Annotated in this window: 15 protein-coding genes; 7 read left to right on the forward strand and 8 right to left on the reverse strand. The window is 57.5% G+C overall.

Annotation, left to right across the window (positions count from 1 at the left end; translation table 11 throughout):
* Nucleotide 1: 1 nt before the first annotated feature.
* Complete coding sequence (gene purB / locus ACR0AZ_RS03045) at nucleotides 2-1,306, reverse strand: adenylosuccinate lyase (RefSeq protein ID WP_480666746.1); 1,305 nt, start codon at nucleotides 1,304-1,306, stop codon at nucleotides 2-4.
* A gap of 88 nt (nucleotides 1,307-1,394) precedes the next feature.
* On the opposite strand from purB, the gene ACR0AZ_RS03050 reads away from it, so the two are divergent.
* The 5 genes from ACR0AZ_RS03050 to ACR0AZ_RS03070 all read left to right on the forward strand — a co-directional run bounded on the left by ACR0AZ_RS03050 (nucleotide 1,395) and on the right by ACR0AZ_RS03070 (nucleotide 3,859).
* Nucleotides 1,395-1,727 (forward strand): hypothetical protein, encoded by a 333-nt coding sequence (locus tag ACR0AZ_RS03050; protein ID WP_480666748.1) that lies wholly within the window; start codon nucleotides 1,395-1,397, stop codon nucleotides 1,725-1,727.
* Complete coding sequence (locus tag ACR0AZ_RS03055; protein ID WP_480469432.1) at nucleotides 1,724-2,146, forward strand: DUF6314 family protein; 423 nt, start codon at nucleotides 1,724-1,726, stop codon at nucleotides 2,144-2,146. Before ACR0AZ_RS03050 ends, ACR0AZ_RS03055 begins: the two co-directional genes overlap by 4 nt.
* Before the next feature lie 76 nt (nucleotides 2,147-2,222).
* The gene (locus ACR0AZ_RS03060) at nucleotides 2,223-2,810 is read left to right on the forward strand and encodes a biotin transporter BioY (protein ID WP_480666749.1); all 588 of its coding nucleotides are present in this window, start codon (nucleotides 2,223-2,225) and stop codon (nucleotides 2,808-2,810) included.
* 141 nt (nucleotides 2,811-2,951) lie between these two features.
* On the forward strand, nucleotides 2,952-3,506 hold the full coding sequence (locus ACR0AZ_RS03065; RefSeq protein ID WP_480666750.1) for a hypothetical protein: 555 nt from the start codon (nucleotides 2,952-2,954) through the stop codon (nucleotides 3,504-3,506).
* Between the two features lie 11 nt (nucleotides 3,507-3,517).
* Nucleotides 3,518-3,859 (forward strand): hypothetical protein, encoded by a 342-nt coding sequence (locus ACR0AZ_RS03070; RefSeq protein ID WP_480469435.1) that lies wholly within the window; start codon nucleotides 3,518-3,520, stop codon nucleotides 3,857-3,859.
* Nucleotides 3,860-3,907: 48 nt separating this feature from the next.
* Here the strand turns inward: ACR0AZ_RS03070 and ACR0AZ_RS03075 are convergent, their stop codons facing one another.
* Together ACR0AZ_RS03075 and dddP are read right to left on the reverse strand one after the other, a co-directional pair.
* Nucleotides 3,908-5,122, reverse strand: coding sequence for a bifunctional alpha/beta hydrolase/OsmC family protein (locus ACR0AZ_RS03075; RefSeq protein WP_480469436.1), 1,215 nt, complete (start codon nucleotides 5,120-5,122; stop codon nucleotides 3,908-3,910).
* A gap of 451 nt (nucleotides 5,123-5,573) precedes the next feature.
* Nucleotides 5,574-6,917: a dimethylsulfonioproprionate lyase DddP gene (gene dddP, locus ACR0AZ_RS03080; protein WP_480469437.1), complete on the reverse strand. Its 1,344-nt coding sequence runs from the start codon at nucleotides 6,915-6,917 to the stop codon at nucleotides 5,574-5,576.
* 125 nt (nucleotides 6,918-7,042) lie between these two features.
* Between dddP and ACR0AZ_RS03085 the strand changes: the two genes are divergently transcribed.
* A complete protein-coding gene (locus tag ACR0AZ_RS03085) occupies nucleotides 7,043-7,786 on the forward strand; it encodes a heme-dependent oxidative N-demethylase family protein (RefSeq protein ID WP_480666751.1) in 744 nt (247 codons plus the stop codon).
* A gap of 36 nt (nucleotides 7,787-7,822) precedes the next feature.
* Here the strand turns inward: ACR0AZ_RS03085 and ACR0AZ_RS03090 are convergent, their stop codons facing one another.
* The 5 genes from ACR0AZ_RS03090 to ACR0AZ_RS03110 all read right to left on the reverse strand — a co-directional run bounded on the left by ACR0AZ_RS03090 (nucleotide 7,823) and on the right by ACR0AZ_RS03110 (nucleotide 12,328).
* Nucleotides 7,823-8,731 (reverse strand): hypothetical protein, encoded by a 909-nt coding sequence (locus ACR0AZ_RS03090; protein ID WP_480666752.1) that lies wholly within the window; start codon nucleotides 8,729-8,731, stop codon nucleotides 7,823-7,825.
* 197 nt (nucleotides 8,732-8,928) lie between these two features.
* The gene (locus ACR0AZ_RS03095) at nucleotides 8,929-9,720 is read right to left on the reverse strand and encodes a lytic murein transglycosylase (RefSeq protein ID WP_480469440.1); all 792 of its coding nucleotides are present in this window, start codon (nucleotides 9,718-9,720) and stop codon (nucleotides 8,929-8,931) included.
* A gap of 60 nt (nucleotides 9,721-9,780) precedes the next feature.
* Nucleotides 9,781-10,428: an MSMEG_1061 family FMN-dependent PPOX-type flavoprotein gene (locus tag ACR0AZ_RS03100; RefSeq protein WP_480469441.1), complete on the reverse strand. Its 648-nt coding sequence runs from the start codon at nucleotides 10,426-10,428 to the stop codon at nucleotides 9,781-9,783.
* Between the two features lie 122 nt (nucleotides 10,429-10,550).
* Nucleotides 10,551-11,957, reverse strand: a complete 1,407-nt coding sequence (gene glnA, locus ACR0AZ_RS03105; protein WP_480469442.1) for a type I glutamate--ammonia ligase — start codon at nucleotides 11,955-11,957, stop codon at nucleotides 10,551-10,553.
* A gap of 32 nt (nucleotides 11,958-11,989) precedes the next feature.
* On the reverse strand, nucleotides 11,990-12,328 hold the full coding sequence (locus ACR0AZ_RS03110; RefSeq protein ID WP_480469443.1) for a P-II family nitrogen regulator: 339 nt from the start codon (nucleotides 12,326-12,328) through the stop codon (nucleotides 11,990-11,992).
* A 170-nt stretch (nucleotides 12,329-12,498) separates the two neighbouring features.
* Here ACR0AZ_RS03110 and ACR0AZ_RS03115 point away from each other — a divergent pair, with 170 nt between their 5' ends.
* Nucleotides 12,499-14,142, forward strand: coding sequence for an NAD(P)H-hydrate dehydratase (locus ACR0AZ_RS03115; protein WP_480666753.1), 1,644 nt, complete (start codon nucleotides 12,499-12,501; stop codon nucleotides 14,140-14,142).
* Nucleotides 14,143-14,410: the final 268 nt, after the last annotated feature.

Consider the following 14,410-nt stretch of genomic DNA (forward strand, 5'->3'; position numbering starts at 1 on the left):
TTTATTCGCCGAAGACCCGTTCAAAAATCGTGTCGACATGCTTGGTGTGATAGCCGAGGTCGAATTTCTCTTCGATTTCCTCGGGGCTCAGCGCGGCGGTGACATCGGGGTCAGCCAGCAATTCTTCTTTGAAATCGGTGCGATGTTCCCAAACCTTCAGCGCGTTGCGCTGAACCATGGCATAGGCGTCTTCCCGGCTGACCCCCGCCTGTGTCAGCGCCAGCAGGACCCGTTGGCTCATCACAAGACCGGGGAACTTGTTCATGTTCTCCAGCATGTTCTCGGGGAAGATCAGCATCTTGTCGATCACGCCGGTCAAGCGCGCCAGCGCAAAATCCAGCGTAATCGTAGAGTCCGGCCCGATCATCCGTTCGACCGACGAATGCGAGATATCGCGTTCGTGCCAGAGCGCCACGTTCTCCATCGCCGGGATCACGGCCGCACGCACCATACGCGCGAGGCCGGTCAGGTTCTCGGTCAGTACCGGATTTTTCTTGTGTGGCATGGCTGACGAGCCTTTTTGGCCCATCGAGAAGAATTCCGCCCCTTCCAGCACCTCGGTCCGCTGCATGTGGCGGATTTCGATGGCGATGTTTTCGATGCTGCTGGCGATCACGCCCAGAGTGGCAAAGAACGCCGCGTGGCGGTCGCGTGGGATGACCTGCGTGCTGATCGGCTCGGGGACCAGCCCCAACTTGTCGCAGACATGCTCTTCGACGTGCGGATCGACATTTGCGAAGGTGCCAACTGCGCCGCTGATCGCTCCGGTGGCGATTTCAGCGCGGGCATCGCGCATGCGCGACAGGTTGCGGTCCATCTCGGCATAGAAACGGGCAAAGGTCAGGCCCATCGTGGTCGGCTCGGCGTGGATGCCGTGGCTGCGGCCAATACGGACGGTGTTCTTATGTTCGATGGCGCGACGCTTGAGAGCAGCCAGTAGACCTTCGAGATCGGTAATCAGGATGTCCGCAGCGCGGGTCAGCTGCACGTTAAAGCAGGTGTCTAGAACGTCCGAACTGGTCATGCCCTGATGCACAAAACGGGCTTCTTCACTGCCCACATGCTCGGCCAGATGGGTCAGGAAAGCGATGACATCGTGTTTGGTGACGGCCTCGATCTCGTCGATGCGGGCGACGTCAAATTCCACGTCCTTGGCTTTCCACACCGCCTCGGCGTTTTCGCGCGGGATCACGCCCAGTTCGGCCATAGCATCGCAGGCATGGGCCTCGATCTCATACCAGATGCGGAATTTGGCCTCGGGCGACCAGATAGCGACCATGTCAGGGCGGGAATAGCGGGGAATCATTGGCGACAGCACCTTTTTGTGATTGGGATGAGGCGTTGGCGCGGGGTTTAGCCGCGTGCGCACGAGGGAACAAGATGCGAGTGCCGGGATGAGACGGTTTGCCCTGATTTTGTTGCTCTGGCCGGGTATATTGGCGGCGGAAGAGTTTCGCGCGCTCACGGGCGATGAGATATTGCGGGCGTTGACTGACAGAAAGCTCGAGTATGGCGCAGGTATCTGGCAAATCTTCGAGGGCTCTATGCAAACCCGGTATTTCTCGGGTCGTCCCAGTCTGGGGCGCTGGGCTGTGCGTGGGGATCAATATTGTTCGATCTGGCCACCATCCGAGCTTTGGGCCTGTTATGACGTCCACCAACGCGGCGATACGATCCGGTTTGTCGACAAATCGGGCGGGATAACCGATGGAACCTATATCGAATGACCTTGCCTGCATCTCTTTCTGACTTCGAAGGACGCTGGAGCCTTGATCGGCTGATCCGGGACGACCGGGCAGGGCAACTGGTTCACGCCGATGGAAACGCCGTTTTTCGGCGCGAAGGGGGTGCATTGCTTTACGATGAGACCGTCACGCTGCGCATTCCTGACCAACCTGAAATGACAGGCACGCGCCGTTACCTGTGGCGCGAAGCAGGCGACCAGATAGCGGTCCATTTCGATGATGATCGCTATTTTCATGCTCTGAAACTGGGGCAAGACCGGGCCGAGGACCACCACGATTGCCCGCCCGACAGCTATGATGCATTATATGATTTCTCAGGGTGGCCGCACTGGAAAGTTCGTTGGAGCGTGTCCGGACCGCGAAAATCCTATGAAATGGAGACCAAATATACGCGGCGATAGCGTAATCATCTTGCAGTACAGGCCCGGAATCTGCATTGCTGCATGCGCAAAGAGATCCGCAAGTGGAGAGAACAAAATGAATGCGAACGTATTGGCCAATGCGATTGGCCCGCGCGAGGGGACAGCGCTGCGCGTCAAACAGGTTGTACTGGTTGCTCTGGGCATCGTTGCTCTGGCGGTCGCTGCAAAGGTCAAAGTACCGATGTGGCCGGTTCCGATCACCATGGGCACCTTTGCCGTGCTGACCATCGGCACCGCTTATGGCGCGCGCCTGGGCCTGATCACCATGCTGGGTTACCTGCTGGTTGGCGCGCTGGGCTTTGATGTGTTCGCCGGTTCGTCGGCCGAGAAATTCGGTCTGACATACATGATGGGCGGCACGGGCGGCTATCTGGTCGGTTATGTTCTGGCGACATTGGCTTTGGGTGCTCTGGCCGCGCGTGGCTGGGACCGTTCGGTTGGTAAGCTGGCGCTGGCACTGGTTCTGGCGAACGTGCTGATCTATGTGCCCGGCTTGCTGTGGCTGGGTCAGCTTTATGGCTGGGACAAGCCAATCCTGGAATGGGGCCTCACACCCTTCCTGCTGGGTGACGCGATCAAGCTGGCTCTGGCCGCACTGTTGATCCCGGCTGTTTGGAAACTGGTCGGCGACGCCCGCACCTGATCCTACGCCTTTTGCTAAGATCCAAACCCGCGTCCGAGTGCTTCGGATGCGGGTTTTTTATTGCGGCGACAACGTCATGCTGGACAAGAGCGGGCAGGGCGGGTCAATCTGAGCCTTGAGAAATCATTAGGCTATTGAGATATGCGTATTCGACTAAAGTCAGCGCTCGCGCTGTGTGGCGCATTGTGGTTCGCAGGCGCTGCACTGGCTGAAACTCCGGTAACATATACTGATGATGGGCGAGCACTATTCCGCTTTAATGTACCCGATTTCTGGGCCGTTCGAACCGGTGGTCCGCGCGAGATCGAAGACACCGAACTGGGTGATGCCCGTGCCGTTGCACGGGTTATGGGGATCAAGCCGGTCACGGATGATAACGTCTGGATGGGCTTCGTCTCACCCGCCGGAGTATCCGATATTCAGGGTGGCATCCGCTATCTGGACGATATCGACAAGTTTCTGGTCAACGACCCAACGGTTACCAGCACCAGCGATACTCGTATAGGCGGGCTTGCTGCTCGGGTGATCCGGGGCTCTGGTTCGCGTGAGGGACGCGGAGTGAATTTCACCGCGACAATCATTGATCTGCCGCAGGGCCGTGTCGCAGTAGCGGTGGCGATCCTGCGCGATGGGGCCGATCCGGCTTATGTGGACGACCTAAACGACATCTTCTCGTCCTTCCGGTCATTGCAGTGACGGAGGTTCGGATGACACGCAAACTTATCAAACGATCCGCTCTGGCTCTGGGCCTCGGCTTGTCGACCCTTTCCCTTTCGGCCTGCGACGGCGTCACAATTGGCGTTGGGTACGGGTATGACCCGTTTTATGACTCGATGCTGTGGAACGATTATTATCACAATCGTGACGTGAATGTTGACGTGGACATCAATCGGCCTGAGCGACCCGATCGCCCCAAGCCGCCTGTTTCAAAACCTCCGCAGCGGCCAAAGCCTCCGATCGCCAAACCGCCTGCGCGTCCGCGCCCGCCCGTGGCGCGCCCTCCGGTGGCAAGACCTCCGATCCACCGCCCGTCACCACGGAGGCGCTAATCCGAAAGCAACTGCACGGCAGCGCGTTGATGGCCGATGCGCAAGGCGTTAGTCGAGCAATTCGGTCGTGATCCGTGCTGATCCTTCCAGGGTCCGGTGGACAGGGCATTTGTCCGCGATCTCCATCAGCTTGGCTTTCTGATCGGCGTCAAGCGGCCCCTCAAGCCGGATCTTGCGGCGGAACAGATCAACCTTGCCCTCACTGGCAAGCCCCGCGTCCTGAGCATGCACCTTGTTGTGACAGACATCGACGGTAATCCCGGTCAGCGGCCAGCGCTTGCGGCGCGCATACATGCGGATCGTCATCGAGGTGCAGGCCCCGAGGCCAGAAGATACAAAACCATAGGGCGACATGCCGCGATCCGTGCCACCATAAGAGGCCGGCTCGTCTGCCACGGCGTGATGACGCGGTCCGGATTGAATATCCTGCAGAAATCCTGACGGATCAGCCTCAGTCACGCGCACGACGCCCTCTGGCGCGCCGGGTGGAGGCGCAGGCGGGCAAAGTTTGACGTAGCGAGATACCCAGGCCGCGATTACGTCGGCCGCATAGTCGGCATCCTCTGCGCGGGTGATCAGGTGGTCAGCATCGTCGAGGGTTACAAAGCTTTTCGGATGTTTCGCGGCCAGAAAGATGGTGCTGGCATTGTCGATGCTGACAGTCTCATCCCGCGGGGCATGCAGGATCAGCAGGGCCGCTTTCAGTTCGGCAATGGCCGGTGACAATGCGGTTTGTGAAATGTCGTCCACGAACGCCTTGCCGATACGGAAAGGCCGCCCACCCAGAGACACTTCGGCGCTGCCTTCCGCCTCAATCTCGGGCAGGGCAGCTTCAAAATGGTGCGAGACATGGCCGGGATCGGCAGGCGCGCCCAGTGTGACCACTGCCTTGACCGAAGGGATGCCAGCGCGGGCACGCAGCACGGCGGCCCCGCCAAGTGAATGGCCGATCAGCAGTGCAGGGGCCATATCGCGCCCCGCCAGATACTGCGCCGCCGCGATCAGGTCCTCAACGTTTGAGGTGAAGGTGGTGTTCGCGAACTCTCCGCCCGAATGGCCGAGCCCGGTAAAGTCAAATCGCAGTACAGCGATGCCCATTGCGGCCAGGCGAGCAGAAATACGTCGCGCCGCCGGGATGTCTTTGGAGCAGGTGAAACAATGCGCAAACAGCGCCGTTGCCAGCACGGGCCCATCCGGCAGATCGAGGCGCGCGGCCAATTGACTGCCGTCGTGACCGGCAAAGGTGATGCGTTCGGTGGGCATGGGTGTTCCTTGGTGTTGGGATCACACCAATACTGTGTGCTGCGGGCGGTTCGCTCAACCCTTATGTCAGAAGCGTCACGGTAAGGTGAGGATTTGACACCAAAACCTGCGTCGGATCGTGTGCCCGTCGTGTCTCATGAAAACTGGACATTCATCATGATCAGTGATGATAAATCAAATAAACATTCATTTTACTAATGCATGTGGGGCGCCTAACTCTTAGCCATCACTGGTTCAAATATCGGAGGCTAAAATGGCACATGCACCCATAGTCACACCAAGACCAACTGTGCGGCCCGGAGTATTGTTTGTAATCCTCCTGACAGGCGCAATCGGCTTTGCCCTCGGGCAGAACTGGCCGCTTTTCGAATCTCAGCAAACCGTCGTGTCCGCACCAGAAGACTGGCACGGTAATGTCAAACGTTCAGATTGGGGACGGGATCGTTAACCTCTACTCCAGTCCCATAAGCTGTGCGTCGAACGGGTATTTGGTCAGATTCTCATAACCATCCTCGGTGATCAGGACCTGATCTTCCAGCTTGATCGAGAAATCCCCGCCAACTTCGCCCACGGCGGCTTCGACGCACAGCACCATGCCCGGTTCGAGCGGGTAGTCGTATGCACCCTCGACCGCTTTGTCCGGATAGGCGACAAGGGGCCATTCATCACACAAGCCGACCCCATGCATCAGACAACCGTATTTCTGAGCCTGGAACTTGTCGTCCAAACGATGCGCATTTGCGGTCAGTTCCGGGATCATGACACCGGGCTTCAGCATCTCCATATTGGTCATGATGTGTTCATGCGCGTGCTGCATCGCATAGATCATGTCTGCACGGGGCTTTTGATCGCCGATCCACCACGTGCGCGAGATATCGACGCAAATTCCGTAGGACCCGATCAGGTCGGTATCAAAGGCGATGATCTCATTCTGGCGTGTGATCCGCGGACCGCATTCCTGAAACCAGGGATTAGTACGCTGGCCCGAGGCCAGTAGACGGGTCTCGATCCATTCGCCGCCGCGCCGGATGTTTTCTGCGTGCAGGACGGCCCAGATATCATCTTCGGATGTCTTTCCATCGCCCACATTGGCACGCGCAAACCGTTCCATCTCCGCAACGGCAGTCTCACAGGCATGACTGGCGCAGCGCATGGCGAGGATCTCGTCCGACCCTTTCACTGCGCGGGTCTTTTCGGTGAGTTCTTCACCCTCCATGACCTCAAACCCCTGTGCCTCAAGCGCGCGCAAACCGTGCAGCATGATCTTGTCCACGCCCAGCCGTTTGTTGGCGCCGCCATGTTCCTCGATCAGCACCCGCACCTCGTTCGAGAATACATCAGCGGCAATGTCGATCTTGTCGCCGCGATCAAAATAGAACAGGTCCGCACCCGAGCGCTGCTCACGCACGAGCGGGTTGAATTTCGACAGGAACGGGGAGTTCTTGTAGTCCCAGATCACCATATATCCGTCAGCGCACACGAGCACCGCCCGGAACGGGTTATGAGTGTTCCACAACTGCATATTGGTGCTGTCGGTTGCGTAGCGGATGTTGAGCGGATCAAACAGCAAAACACCGCCCCAACCGCGATCCACAATCCCCTGGGTTAGCCGTTTCCAGCGATACTCGCGCATGCGTTCTAGGTTTGGCAGGCTTAACCCGGCCGCAGCCCACTCATCAAACGCCAACTGGGTCGGCCCGATCTCAATTCGGTCGTTGTCGTTGGGGGTTCCATCCCCAAGGGTGGCGCCTTTGGTCGGGTCAATCTTGCGGGTATCGCGATATGGGCTGTTCACGGGGCGGGCCTCTCTGTTGGTCTGGTCACACTGCAAAGCAAGTTTCACCTCGTCTTTAAGGTTTGCGACTGAAAGCGGGTCGCTTTTTGACCGACAGGGTTGGCAAGGGATGTTATGCCTCTGACATGACAGCGATTTTGCAACGAGATATCCCTTACGACCCTCTGGCTCCGAATCCGTTACCCGGCATACGCCCGGCTGATCCCGACCACTGGCTGCTGCGGGACGATGCCTTTGCCGGTCAGATGCAGCGGCGTGGAGCGCTTCTGGCAGAGCACAAGGCGGATGTTCTGGCGCAATGCCCCGAGGCATTGGCCCCGGCACAAGAGTTGCTCGATCTTGTATTGCGGCAAGCCTATCCGGGCGCTGCCGAACAGGTATGCCGCCCCGATAGTGTGCAGATCACGATAGACAGATCAAAGCCGTTGGAAACGCTCTGCCAATTGGTGCAGGAGGATTTCTGTATCCTGCAGAAACAGGGTGATGAGCATGTCTTGACCGGAGCCATCCTGTGCTTTCCCGCAAGCTGGACGCTGTCCGAGAAATTCATGCACCCGTTGATTGCGATTCATGGGGAGGTTGACGCATACGACGCGAATATTGCCCGGCGGGTGCAGCGGTTATTCGATGGCATTCAAGTGGGTCGTCCCCTCTGGCGGTTCAATACGCTGTGGTATCACGATGCCGAGCTGTTTCAGCCTCGCAGCAATCAAGAGCCGCGCAGGATCCGGGATCGCGACAGCGCCCGATATCTGCGCAGCGAGCGTCAGATCCTGCTGCGTCTGCCGCAGACGCAGGCGGTCGTCTTCTCGATCCATACATATGTTCTGTTGGCTGACCGCTTCCTGAAAATGGAAAACCCCGCCTGATGGCGGGGCTTCCAAGGAGGGTCTTCGGTAATTCTGTTAGATGCCCAAGGCGGTCGCGACCTCGGCGAAGGCGTTGGTTGAGTGCAACCCGAAAATCGCCATCGTAAAGGCCAGTACCTGCGTATTAAGGCGGAAGTCTTCACCCCGGATCAGGTTCACGGCGGCCAGGGAAATCGCAATCGGGGCCGAGACGCTGGCGACAGCACCTGTCATGCCCCAACTGGTGAGCCTTAGAATATCGTTGGGTTTCTCCGTTTCATCGACAGAAGCGGGAGAATCCTGCACAGTGACCGGCGCCTCGGGCTCAGTGCGGAATGCGATGCTGAGCAGTTGCTCATCGCTCAGCTGGATGGGACGGGGTTTGGTGGTTCTGGGTTCGTCCATCACCTCATCGGGATCAGGCAGATCAAGTCCGGCAAACCGCCCGCTGATGGAGTCGAAAATCTGCTTTCGATCCCGGGGTTTACGCGGCGCGATTGAATCAAATGCCCCAAGAAACTGTTCGATCGTCAAAACCGTCTTGGGGGACAACCACTCGACACGCTGGGTCGAACAGATGTCGACCATGCGATAGAGGATGACGACAAGCATAAGTTCGGTAATCTCGCTGTCATCCAGAAGGGCAGATACCGGGCAAATCGTGATCGTCAGCCTGTTGCTCGGCAATGATACGACGGGCCGTTTCAGTGTCTTCAGCCCGGCAGCGCGGTCCATGCGTACGTGACGCGAATGCTCGGCCTCGACGGGCGCTGAATCCAACGTAAGACGCACGAGATACTGGCTGGTGACAATACTGGCCTCAGAGGTGCTCAGCAGGGTCTTGCGCTCGACCAGATGCCCATAGTCTTCAAGCGTAGTCTTCACGACGTCACAAAAGCGCTCAAGCGCGCCGTCTGTGGTGCCGTTGAATTGCAGACCACCATGATACATGTGCTTTGCGGTCACAGCTTGTTCCTTTGCCGTAATATTCCTCACGACAGATTAACCGCGGATGTAGGGCAAATTTTGACGAAACGGGAGAAAAGTCAGATTTTTCCGGAATTGATTACGCTTTGGAAACCAAGAAACTAAGGGGGTGCCTTAATGTCTGTGGCAAGAATGTGGCTGAAATCAGGTTCGGCGATGTCGGCCGTCGGGCAGGCTCAGTTATCGATTCGCCACGCCATAATTGCGATGGATTGCTGGTAGACCGAGGCCGCATTCCACTGCTTGATGACTGCAAAATTCGACTCGCCCGGTTGATAGCCCTTACCGGGTTTCCACCCTTTCTTACGAAGAAAATTTGCGGTCGAGGCCAGGGCATCGGTCATGTTGTAGAAGTCGACCTGACGGTCTCCGGTGGCGTCGACACCATAGGTTAAGGCATTGCCCGGCAGGAACTGTGTATGACCCAACTCGCCATGTTTTGCCCCTTTTGTCGCCATCGTGATACTACCCTGATCCACCAGTTTGAGTGCACCGATGGCATGAGGGATAAAGAATTCGGATCGGCGACAATCATAGGCCAGAGTGGTGATTGCTGACACAACCGGACTATCGCCCATAAAGCCACCGAACCCGGTTTCCATGCCGTGGATGGCGATCAGGATGCCCGCCGGCACGCCGTATTGATTCTCTAGCGCTGCGTAGAATTGCGGGTTGCGGGCTTTGCGTTTACGCCCCTGCGCGATGATCGTGTTTGCGCCACGCACCTGCATGAACTTGTCCAATGAATACTTGAAGCTTTTCTGGTTGCGGTCGGCCGCGATCGTTCTTGTCTGGTACTGGGTTTGGGCCAGCGCTTGCAGTCCTTTCTTTTTGACGCCTGCGCGTTTGGCCTGTTTCGCGAAATCCTGTTTCCAGGCTTCGAAGCCAGCGCTGGTGTTGCCACACGTGGCCGAGAAGGCAAGTCCGGGTGTGATCAGTGCGAGAGTCAGTAGAAGCGGGCGAAGCATAAGACCTATCCGTTTGGGTAAATTGAAAGTGCAGAACGCGTTGACCGCCGGTGCAACGAGTTAATAGAGATCCAGTTCTCCAGCCGCTTTCAGGCTTTCAAACCATTCGTCCGGCGTTTGTTTGATCTTGGCATGCTTGACCATCATTGCGTTCATGTTCGGCAAGTTGGAGGAATCAGGCCAGTTCTCTGGCTGCCAGAGATTTGCGCGGATAACGCATTTGGGGCAATGCGCGAAAACAGTCTCGACATGGACCAAAAGCGCAAGTTTGGGTGCGTGCGCATTCACGGCCATTGATTGCAGCAGGTTGGGATCCGCACATATGCGCGCCGTACCGCGCAGGCGCAGCGTTTCCATTTTGCCGGGAACAAAGAATATCACGCTGACCCTGGGGTCTTGCAGCACATTATGAAACGTATCTACACGTTTGTTCCCGGGCCGGTCCGGAATGGCGATCAGAGAGTCCGACAGTACCTGAACAAACCCGTGCGGATCGCCGCGTGGAGAAATGTCGAGATGCCCCTCCGGGTTGGCAGAGGCGATCAGACAGAACGGAGAGGTTTCGATGAAATCGCGACACATCTGATCCAGTCCGGACAACTCTTTATCGATGATCTGGGGCAGCGGCTGTCCGCAGATGCGCTCCAAGTCTTCGGGCGAAGTTATGAAATCTGAAAATTCGGCAAATCGGGCGTCGCTGGCGGTCATATGCATTCTCCGCAGGGTGCAATGATCCAAGTGTGGAAGATCAGCCGCAATCCGTCAAACCCCGTCGAAAAAAGGGGCGCCCGATGGGCGCCCCTCTGAGAATTTTCGCAGAAAATTCTTAATCAGCAGCTGTAGTACATGCCGTATTCTACAGGGTGCGGAGTGTGCTCGTAGGTTTCGACCTCTTCCATCTTCAGCGCGATGTAGCCGTCGATCTGGTCTTTGGTGAACACGTCGCCCTGCAGCAGGAAGTCGTGATCGGATGCCAGAGCTTCCAGAGCCTCACGCAGCGAGCCGCAAACGGTCGGGATGTCGGCCAGTTCTTCGGCAGGCAGATCGTATAGGTTCTTGTCCATGGCTTCGCCCGGATCGATCTTGTTCTTGATGCCGTCAAGACCGGCCATCAGCAGCGCGGCAAACGCCAGATAGGGGTTTGCGGCCGGATCGGGGAAGCGGGCCTCGACGCGCTTGGCTTTCGGGCTTTCGGTCCACGGAATACGCACGCAGCCTGAACGGTTGCGGGCCGAATAGGCGCGCAAGACGGGGGCTTCGAACCCAGGGATCAGACGCTTGTAGCTGTTGGTCGCCGGGTTGGTGAAGGCATTCAGGGTCTTGGCGTGCTTCAGGATGCCACCGATGAAGTACAGCGCCTCATCCGACAGATCGGCGTATTTGTCGCCAGCGAACAGCGGCTTGCCGTCTTTCCAGATCGACATGTTCACGTGCATGCCAGTGCCGTTGTCACCTGCGATCGGCTTCGGCATGAAGGTGGCCGATTTGCCGTAGGCGTGTGCCACGTTGTGGATGACGTACTTGTACTTCTGCAGCTCGTCCGCCTGCTTGGTCAGGCTGTCAAAGATCAAGCCCAGCTCGTGCTGACAGGACGCAACCTCGTGGTGGTGCTTATCGACCTTCATGCCCAGACGCTTCATGGTCGACAGCATTTCCGAACGCAGGTCCTGGCTTTCGTCGATCGGGTTGACTGGGAAGTAACCGCCTTTGACGCCAGGACGGTGGCCCATGTTGCCCATCTCGTACTCGGTGTCGGTGTTCCACGACGCGTCGGTTGCATCAACTTCGTAAGATACCTTGTTGATGCTGTTCGAGAAACGGACATCATCGAATAGGAAAAACTCAGCTTCGGGCCCCATGTAAGCAACGTCGCCGATACCCGATGCTCTCAGGTATGCCTCGGCCTTCTGAGCAGTTCCGCGCGGGTCACGCTCATAGGCTTCGCCGGTGTCGGGCTCAACAACCGAGCAGTGCACGCAGATGGTTTTTTCCGCGTAGAACGGATCGACATAAGCGCTGTCGGTGTCGACCATCAGCTTCATGTCGGATGCTTCAATCGACTTCCAGCCCGCGATGGACGAACCGTCGAACATGAAGCCTTCTTCCAGAAAGTCTTCGTCAACCTGATCGGCCATCAGGGTGACGTGCTGCAGCTTGCCGCGCGGGTCGGTGAAACGGACATCGACGTATTCGGCGTCTTCGTCCTTGATCAGCTGAAGAACTGCGTCCTTGCTCATTCTTTTGATTCCTCTGATTTGAAGATAGTGCGTTACAGGGCTTCCGAACCGGTCTCACCGGTACGGATGCGAATGGCTTGTTCGACGGGCGAGACAAAAATTTTGCCGTCGCCGATCTTGTCGGTCTTTGCGGCACCGACGATGGCCTCGATTGCGGCGTCGACCTGATCGTCGTCCAGCACGACTTCGACTTTCACCTTGGGCAGAAAGTCGACAACATATTCCGCGCCGCGATAAAGCTCGGTGTGGCCTTTCTGGCGGCCAAAGCCCTTTACCTCGATCACGCTGAGGCCTTGCACGCCCACGTCCTGCAGCGCCTCTTTTACTTCGTCCAGTTTGAACGGCTTGATGATCGCTTCGATCTTTTTCATTCCGGCTCACCTTGCATGGTTGTCTGGATCGCACTGATCACGTCTAAGATGGTGCGGCAATCCGATTGCTGTATTGCTCGATGTCAGATGCATGGAAATCAGGCGTTGGATCAAATTTTGATCGCTATGCACAAAAAGTAATCGAAATTGAATCGCTTGAGGGAGTTGAGATGACGGAATTGCTGACCGCTGCGCAGATGCGCGCCATCGAACAAGAGGCGATCGAGTCCGGCAAGGTTACCGGCCTGGAATTGATGGAGCGGGCAGGGCAGGGCGTTGTCGAGGCGATCTTTGAAGAATGGCCGGAGTTGCGCGGACGAGGGGTCAACCCCTCGCGCTCCCCGAGATATTTGGGGCCAGATGAAGGGGATCCCTTGCGCGCGGTGGTGTTGTGCGGTCCAGGGAATAATGGCGGTGACGGTTTCGTGGTTGCGCGGCTGCTGCGCGAGCTGGGTTGGAAAGTCGAGGTCATTCTCTTTGGTGATCCGGCCAAGCTGCCGCCGGATGCGCGGGTGAACTACGAACGATGGGAGGGACGGACACTGGGCCTTGCTGAGTCCATTGAGGCGGAGATGCAGCATCCGCATCTTTCCATTGATGCGTTGTTTGGAACCGGTTTGGCGCGGCCAATCGAGAACCCGGCTCTGTGGGAACATCTTTGGCTGCACGATGACGCAGAAGACGCGTGGGAAATGCGACGGCAGGGCGCGGGGACGGAAATCATCCCACCACGGACGGTGGCGATCGACCTGCCATCCGGTCTTTGTTCGGATTCGGGTAAAGTGTTGGGTGGCACGTATCCCTCGCATGGTCGTCGGTGCGCGCGTTCGGCTCTGACAGTCTCGTTTCATTCCCGCAAGCTTGGGCATGTGCTGGGTGAAGGGCCATCTTTCTGTGGTCGGCTGGTCGTAAAGGATATCGGGCTGAGCCGCGTATCAGACAGCCCCGAGATCGTGCAATCGGTAGAGCGGCCAACAGCTTCAAATCTTTGCAAAGGCGGATCTGGCCATAAATACGCGCATGGTCACGCATTTGTCCTGACAGGCGGGGCTGGAAAAACCGGGGCTGCGCGCCTTGCGGGGCGGGGAGCATTGCGGATCGGGGCTGGTTTGGTGACGCTGGGCGTGCCGCCCTCAGCACAAATGGAAGTGGCCAGCCAAATCACGGCGCTGATGATGCAACGAGTCGAGGGTGCCGATCATCTGCTGGGGATACTGGCAGATGAGCGATTGAATGCGCTTTGCCTTGGGCCCGGTTTGGGGGTGGAACGCGCGCGAAAATTGGCGCCGGTTGCACTGGCGGCGCAGAGGTCGGTTGTGTTGGATGCTGATGCGCTGACAGCTTTTTCCGATGATCCTCAAAGCCTGCATAGCCAATTGCATGACCGCTGCGTATTGACCCCTCATGGGGGCGAATTTATGCGCCTTTTCCCGGATATTGCCGAGAGATTGAAAGCTGTTTCAGATGTAGGACCTGCATACTCCAAGGTCGACGCCGTCCGCGACGCTGCAAGGCGGACAGGTTGCGTTGTGCTGTTCAAGGGGCCAGATACAGTAATTGCAGCACCGGATGGGCGATGTGCGATCAATTCAGCCCTTTACGAGAGAGCCGCGCCTTGGCTGGCGACAGCCGGATCGGGCGATGTGCTTGCAGGGTATATCGCCGGGTTGCTGGCGCGCGGGCTTGAACCGATGCAAGCTGCCGAGACGGCAGCATGGCTGCACGTGGAGTGTGCGCGGCAATTCGGCCCCGGTCTGATCGCCGAGGATCTGCCAGAGAAGTTACCCTCGGTATTCAAACAACTTGATATTTAGGTATTTTGAGAAAAGAATGACATGGCACCAGCAAATCCGGTGATGCTTAGCGGTCGGTTTGCTCTGGTTGCAGTGCGTATGTCTGCAGGATGTGTAGCGCGGTGTCGAAATTTGTTAGGAGGTGTGTCGATTACGCGTCTCACGATCAATTAAAGCATTGATATAAATATAGTTTCTGAAGGCATTCGGGGTTGCCTGTAGTGAAGGCAGAATGCCCCGCCAGCAGATATCCGCCCCTGTTTTTACTGCCGTGTTTCCGGCGCCTTTG

The organism is Ruegeria sp. BE3 (assembly GCF_056538865.1).

Coding starts and splice junctions, on each gene's coding strand:
- purB (WP_480666746.1), bottom strand. CDS start 1,306: ATGATTCCCCGCTATTCCCGCCCTGACATGGTCGCTATCTGGTCGCCC.
- ACR0AZ_RS03050 (WP_480666748.1), top strand. CDS start 1,395: ATGAGACGGTTTGCCCTGATTTTGTTGCTCTGGCCGGGTATATTGGCG.
- ACR0AZ_RS03055 (WP_480469432.1), top strand. CDS start 1,724: ATGACCTTGCCTGCATCTCTTTCTGACTTCGAAGGACGCTGGAGCCTT.
- ACR0AZ_RS03060 (WP_480666749.1), top strand. CDS start 2,223: ATGAATGCGAACGTATTGGCCAATGCGATTGGCCCGCGCGAGGGGACA.
- ACR0AZ_RS03065 (WP_480666750.1), top strand. CDS start 2,952: ATGCGTATTCGACTAAAGTCAGCGCTCGCGCTGTGTGGCGCATTGTGG.
- ACR0AZ_RS03070 (WP_480469435.1), top strand. CDS start 3,518: ATGACACGCAAACTTATCAAACGATCCGCTCTGGCTCTGGGCCTCGGC.
- ACR0AZ_RS03075 (WP_480469436.1), bottom strand. CDS start 5,122: ATGCCCACCGAACGCATCACCTTTGCCGGTCACGACGGCAGTCAATTG.
- ACR0AZ_RS03085 (WP_480666751.1), top strand. CDS start 7,043: ATGACAGCGATTTTGCAACGAGATATCCCTTACGACCCTCTGGCTCCG.
- ACR0AZ_RS03095 (WP_480469440.1), bottom strand. CDS start 9,720: ATGCTTCGCCCGCTTCTACTGACTCTCGCACTGATCACACCCGGACTT.
- ACR0AZ_RS03100 (WP_480469441.1), bottom strand. CDS start 10,428: ATGACCGCCAGCGACGCCCGATTTGCCGAATTTTCAGATTTCATAACT.
- glnA (WP_480469442.1), bottom strand. CDS start 11,957: ATGAGCAAGGACGCAGTTCTTCAGCTGATCAAGGACGAAGACGCCGAA.
- ACR0AZ_RS03110 (WP_480469443.1), bottom strand. CDS start 12,328: ATGAAAAAGATCGAAGCGATCATCAAGCCGTTCAAACTGGACGAAGTA.
- ACR0AZ_RS03115 (WP_480666753.1), top strand. CDS start 12,499: ATGACGGAATTGCTGACCGCTGCGCAGATGCGCGCCATCGAACAAGAG.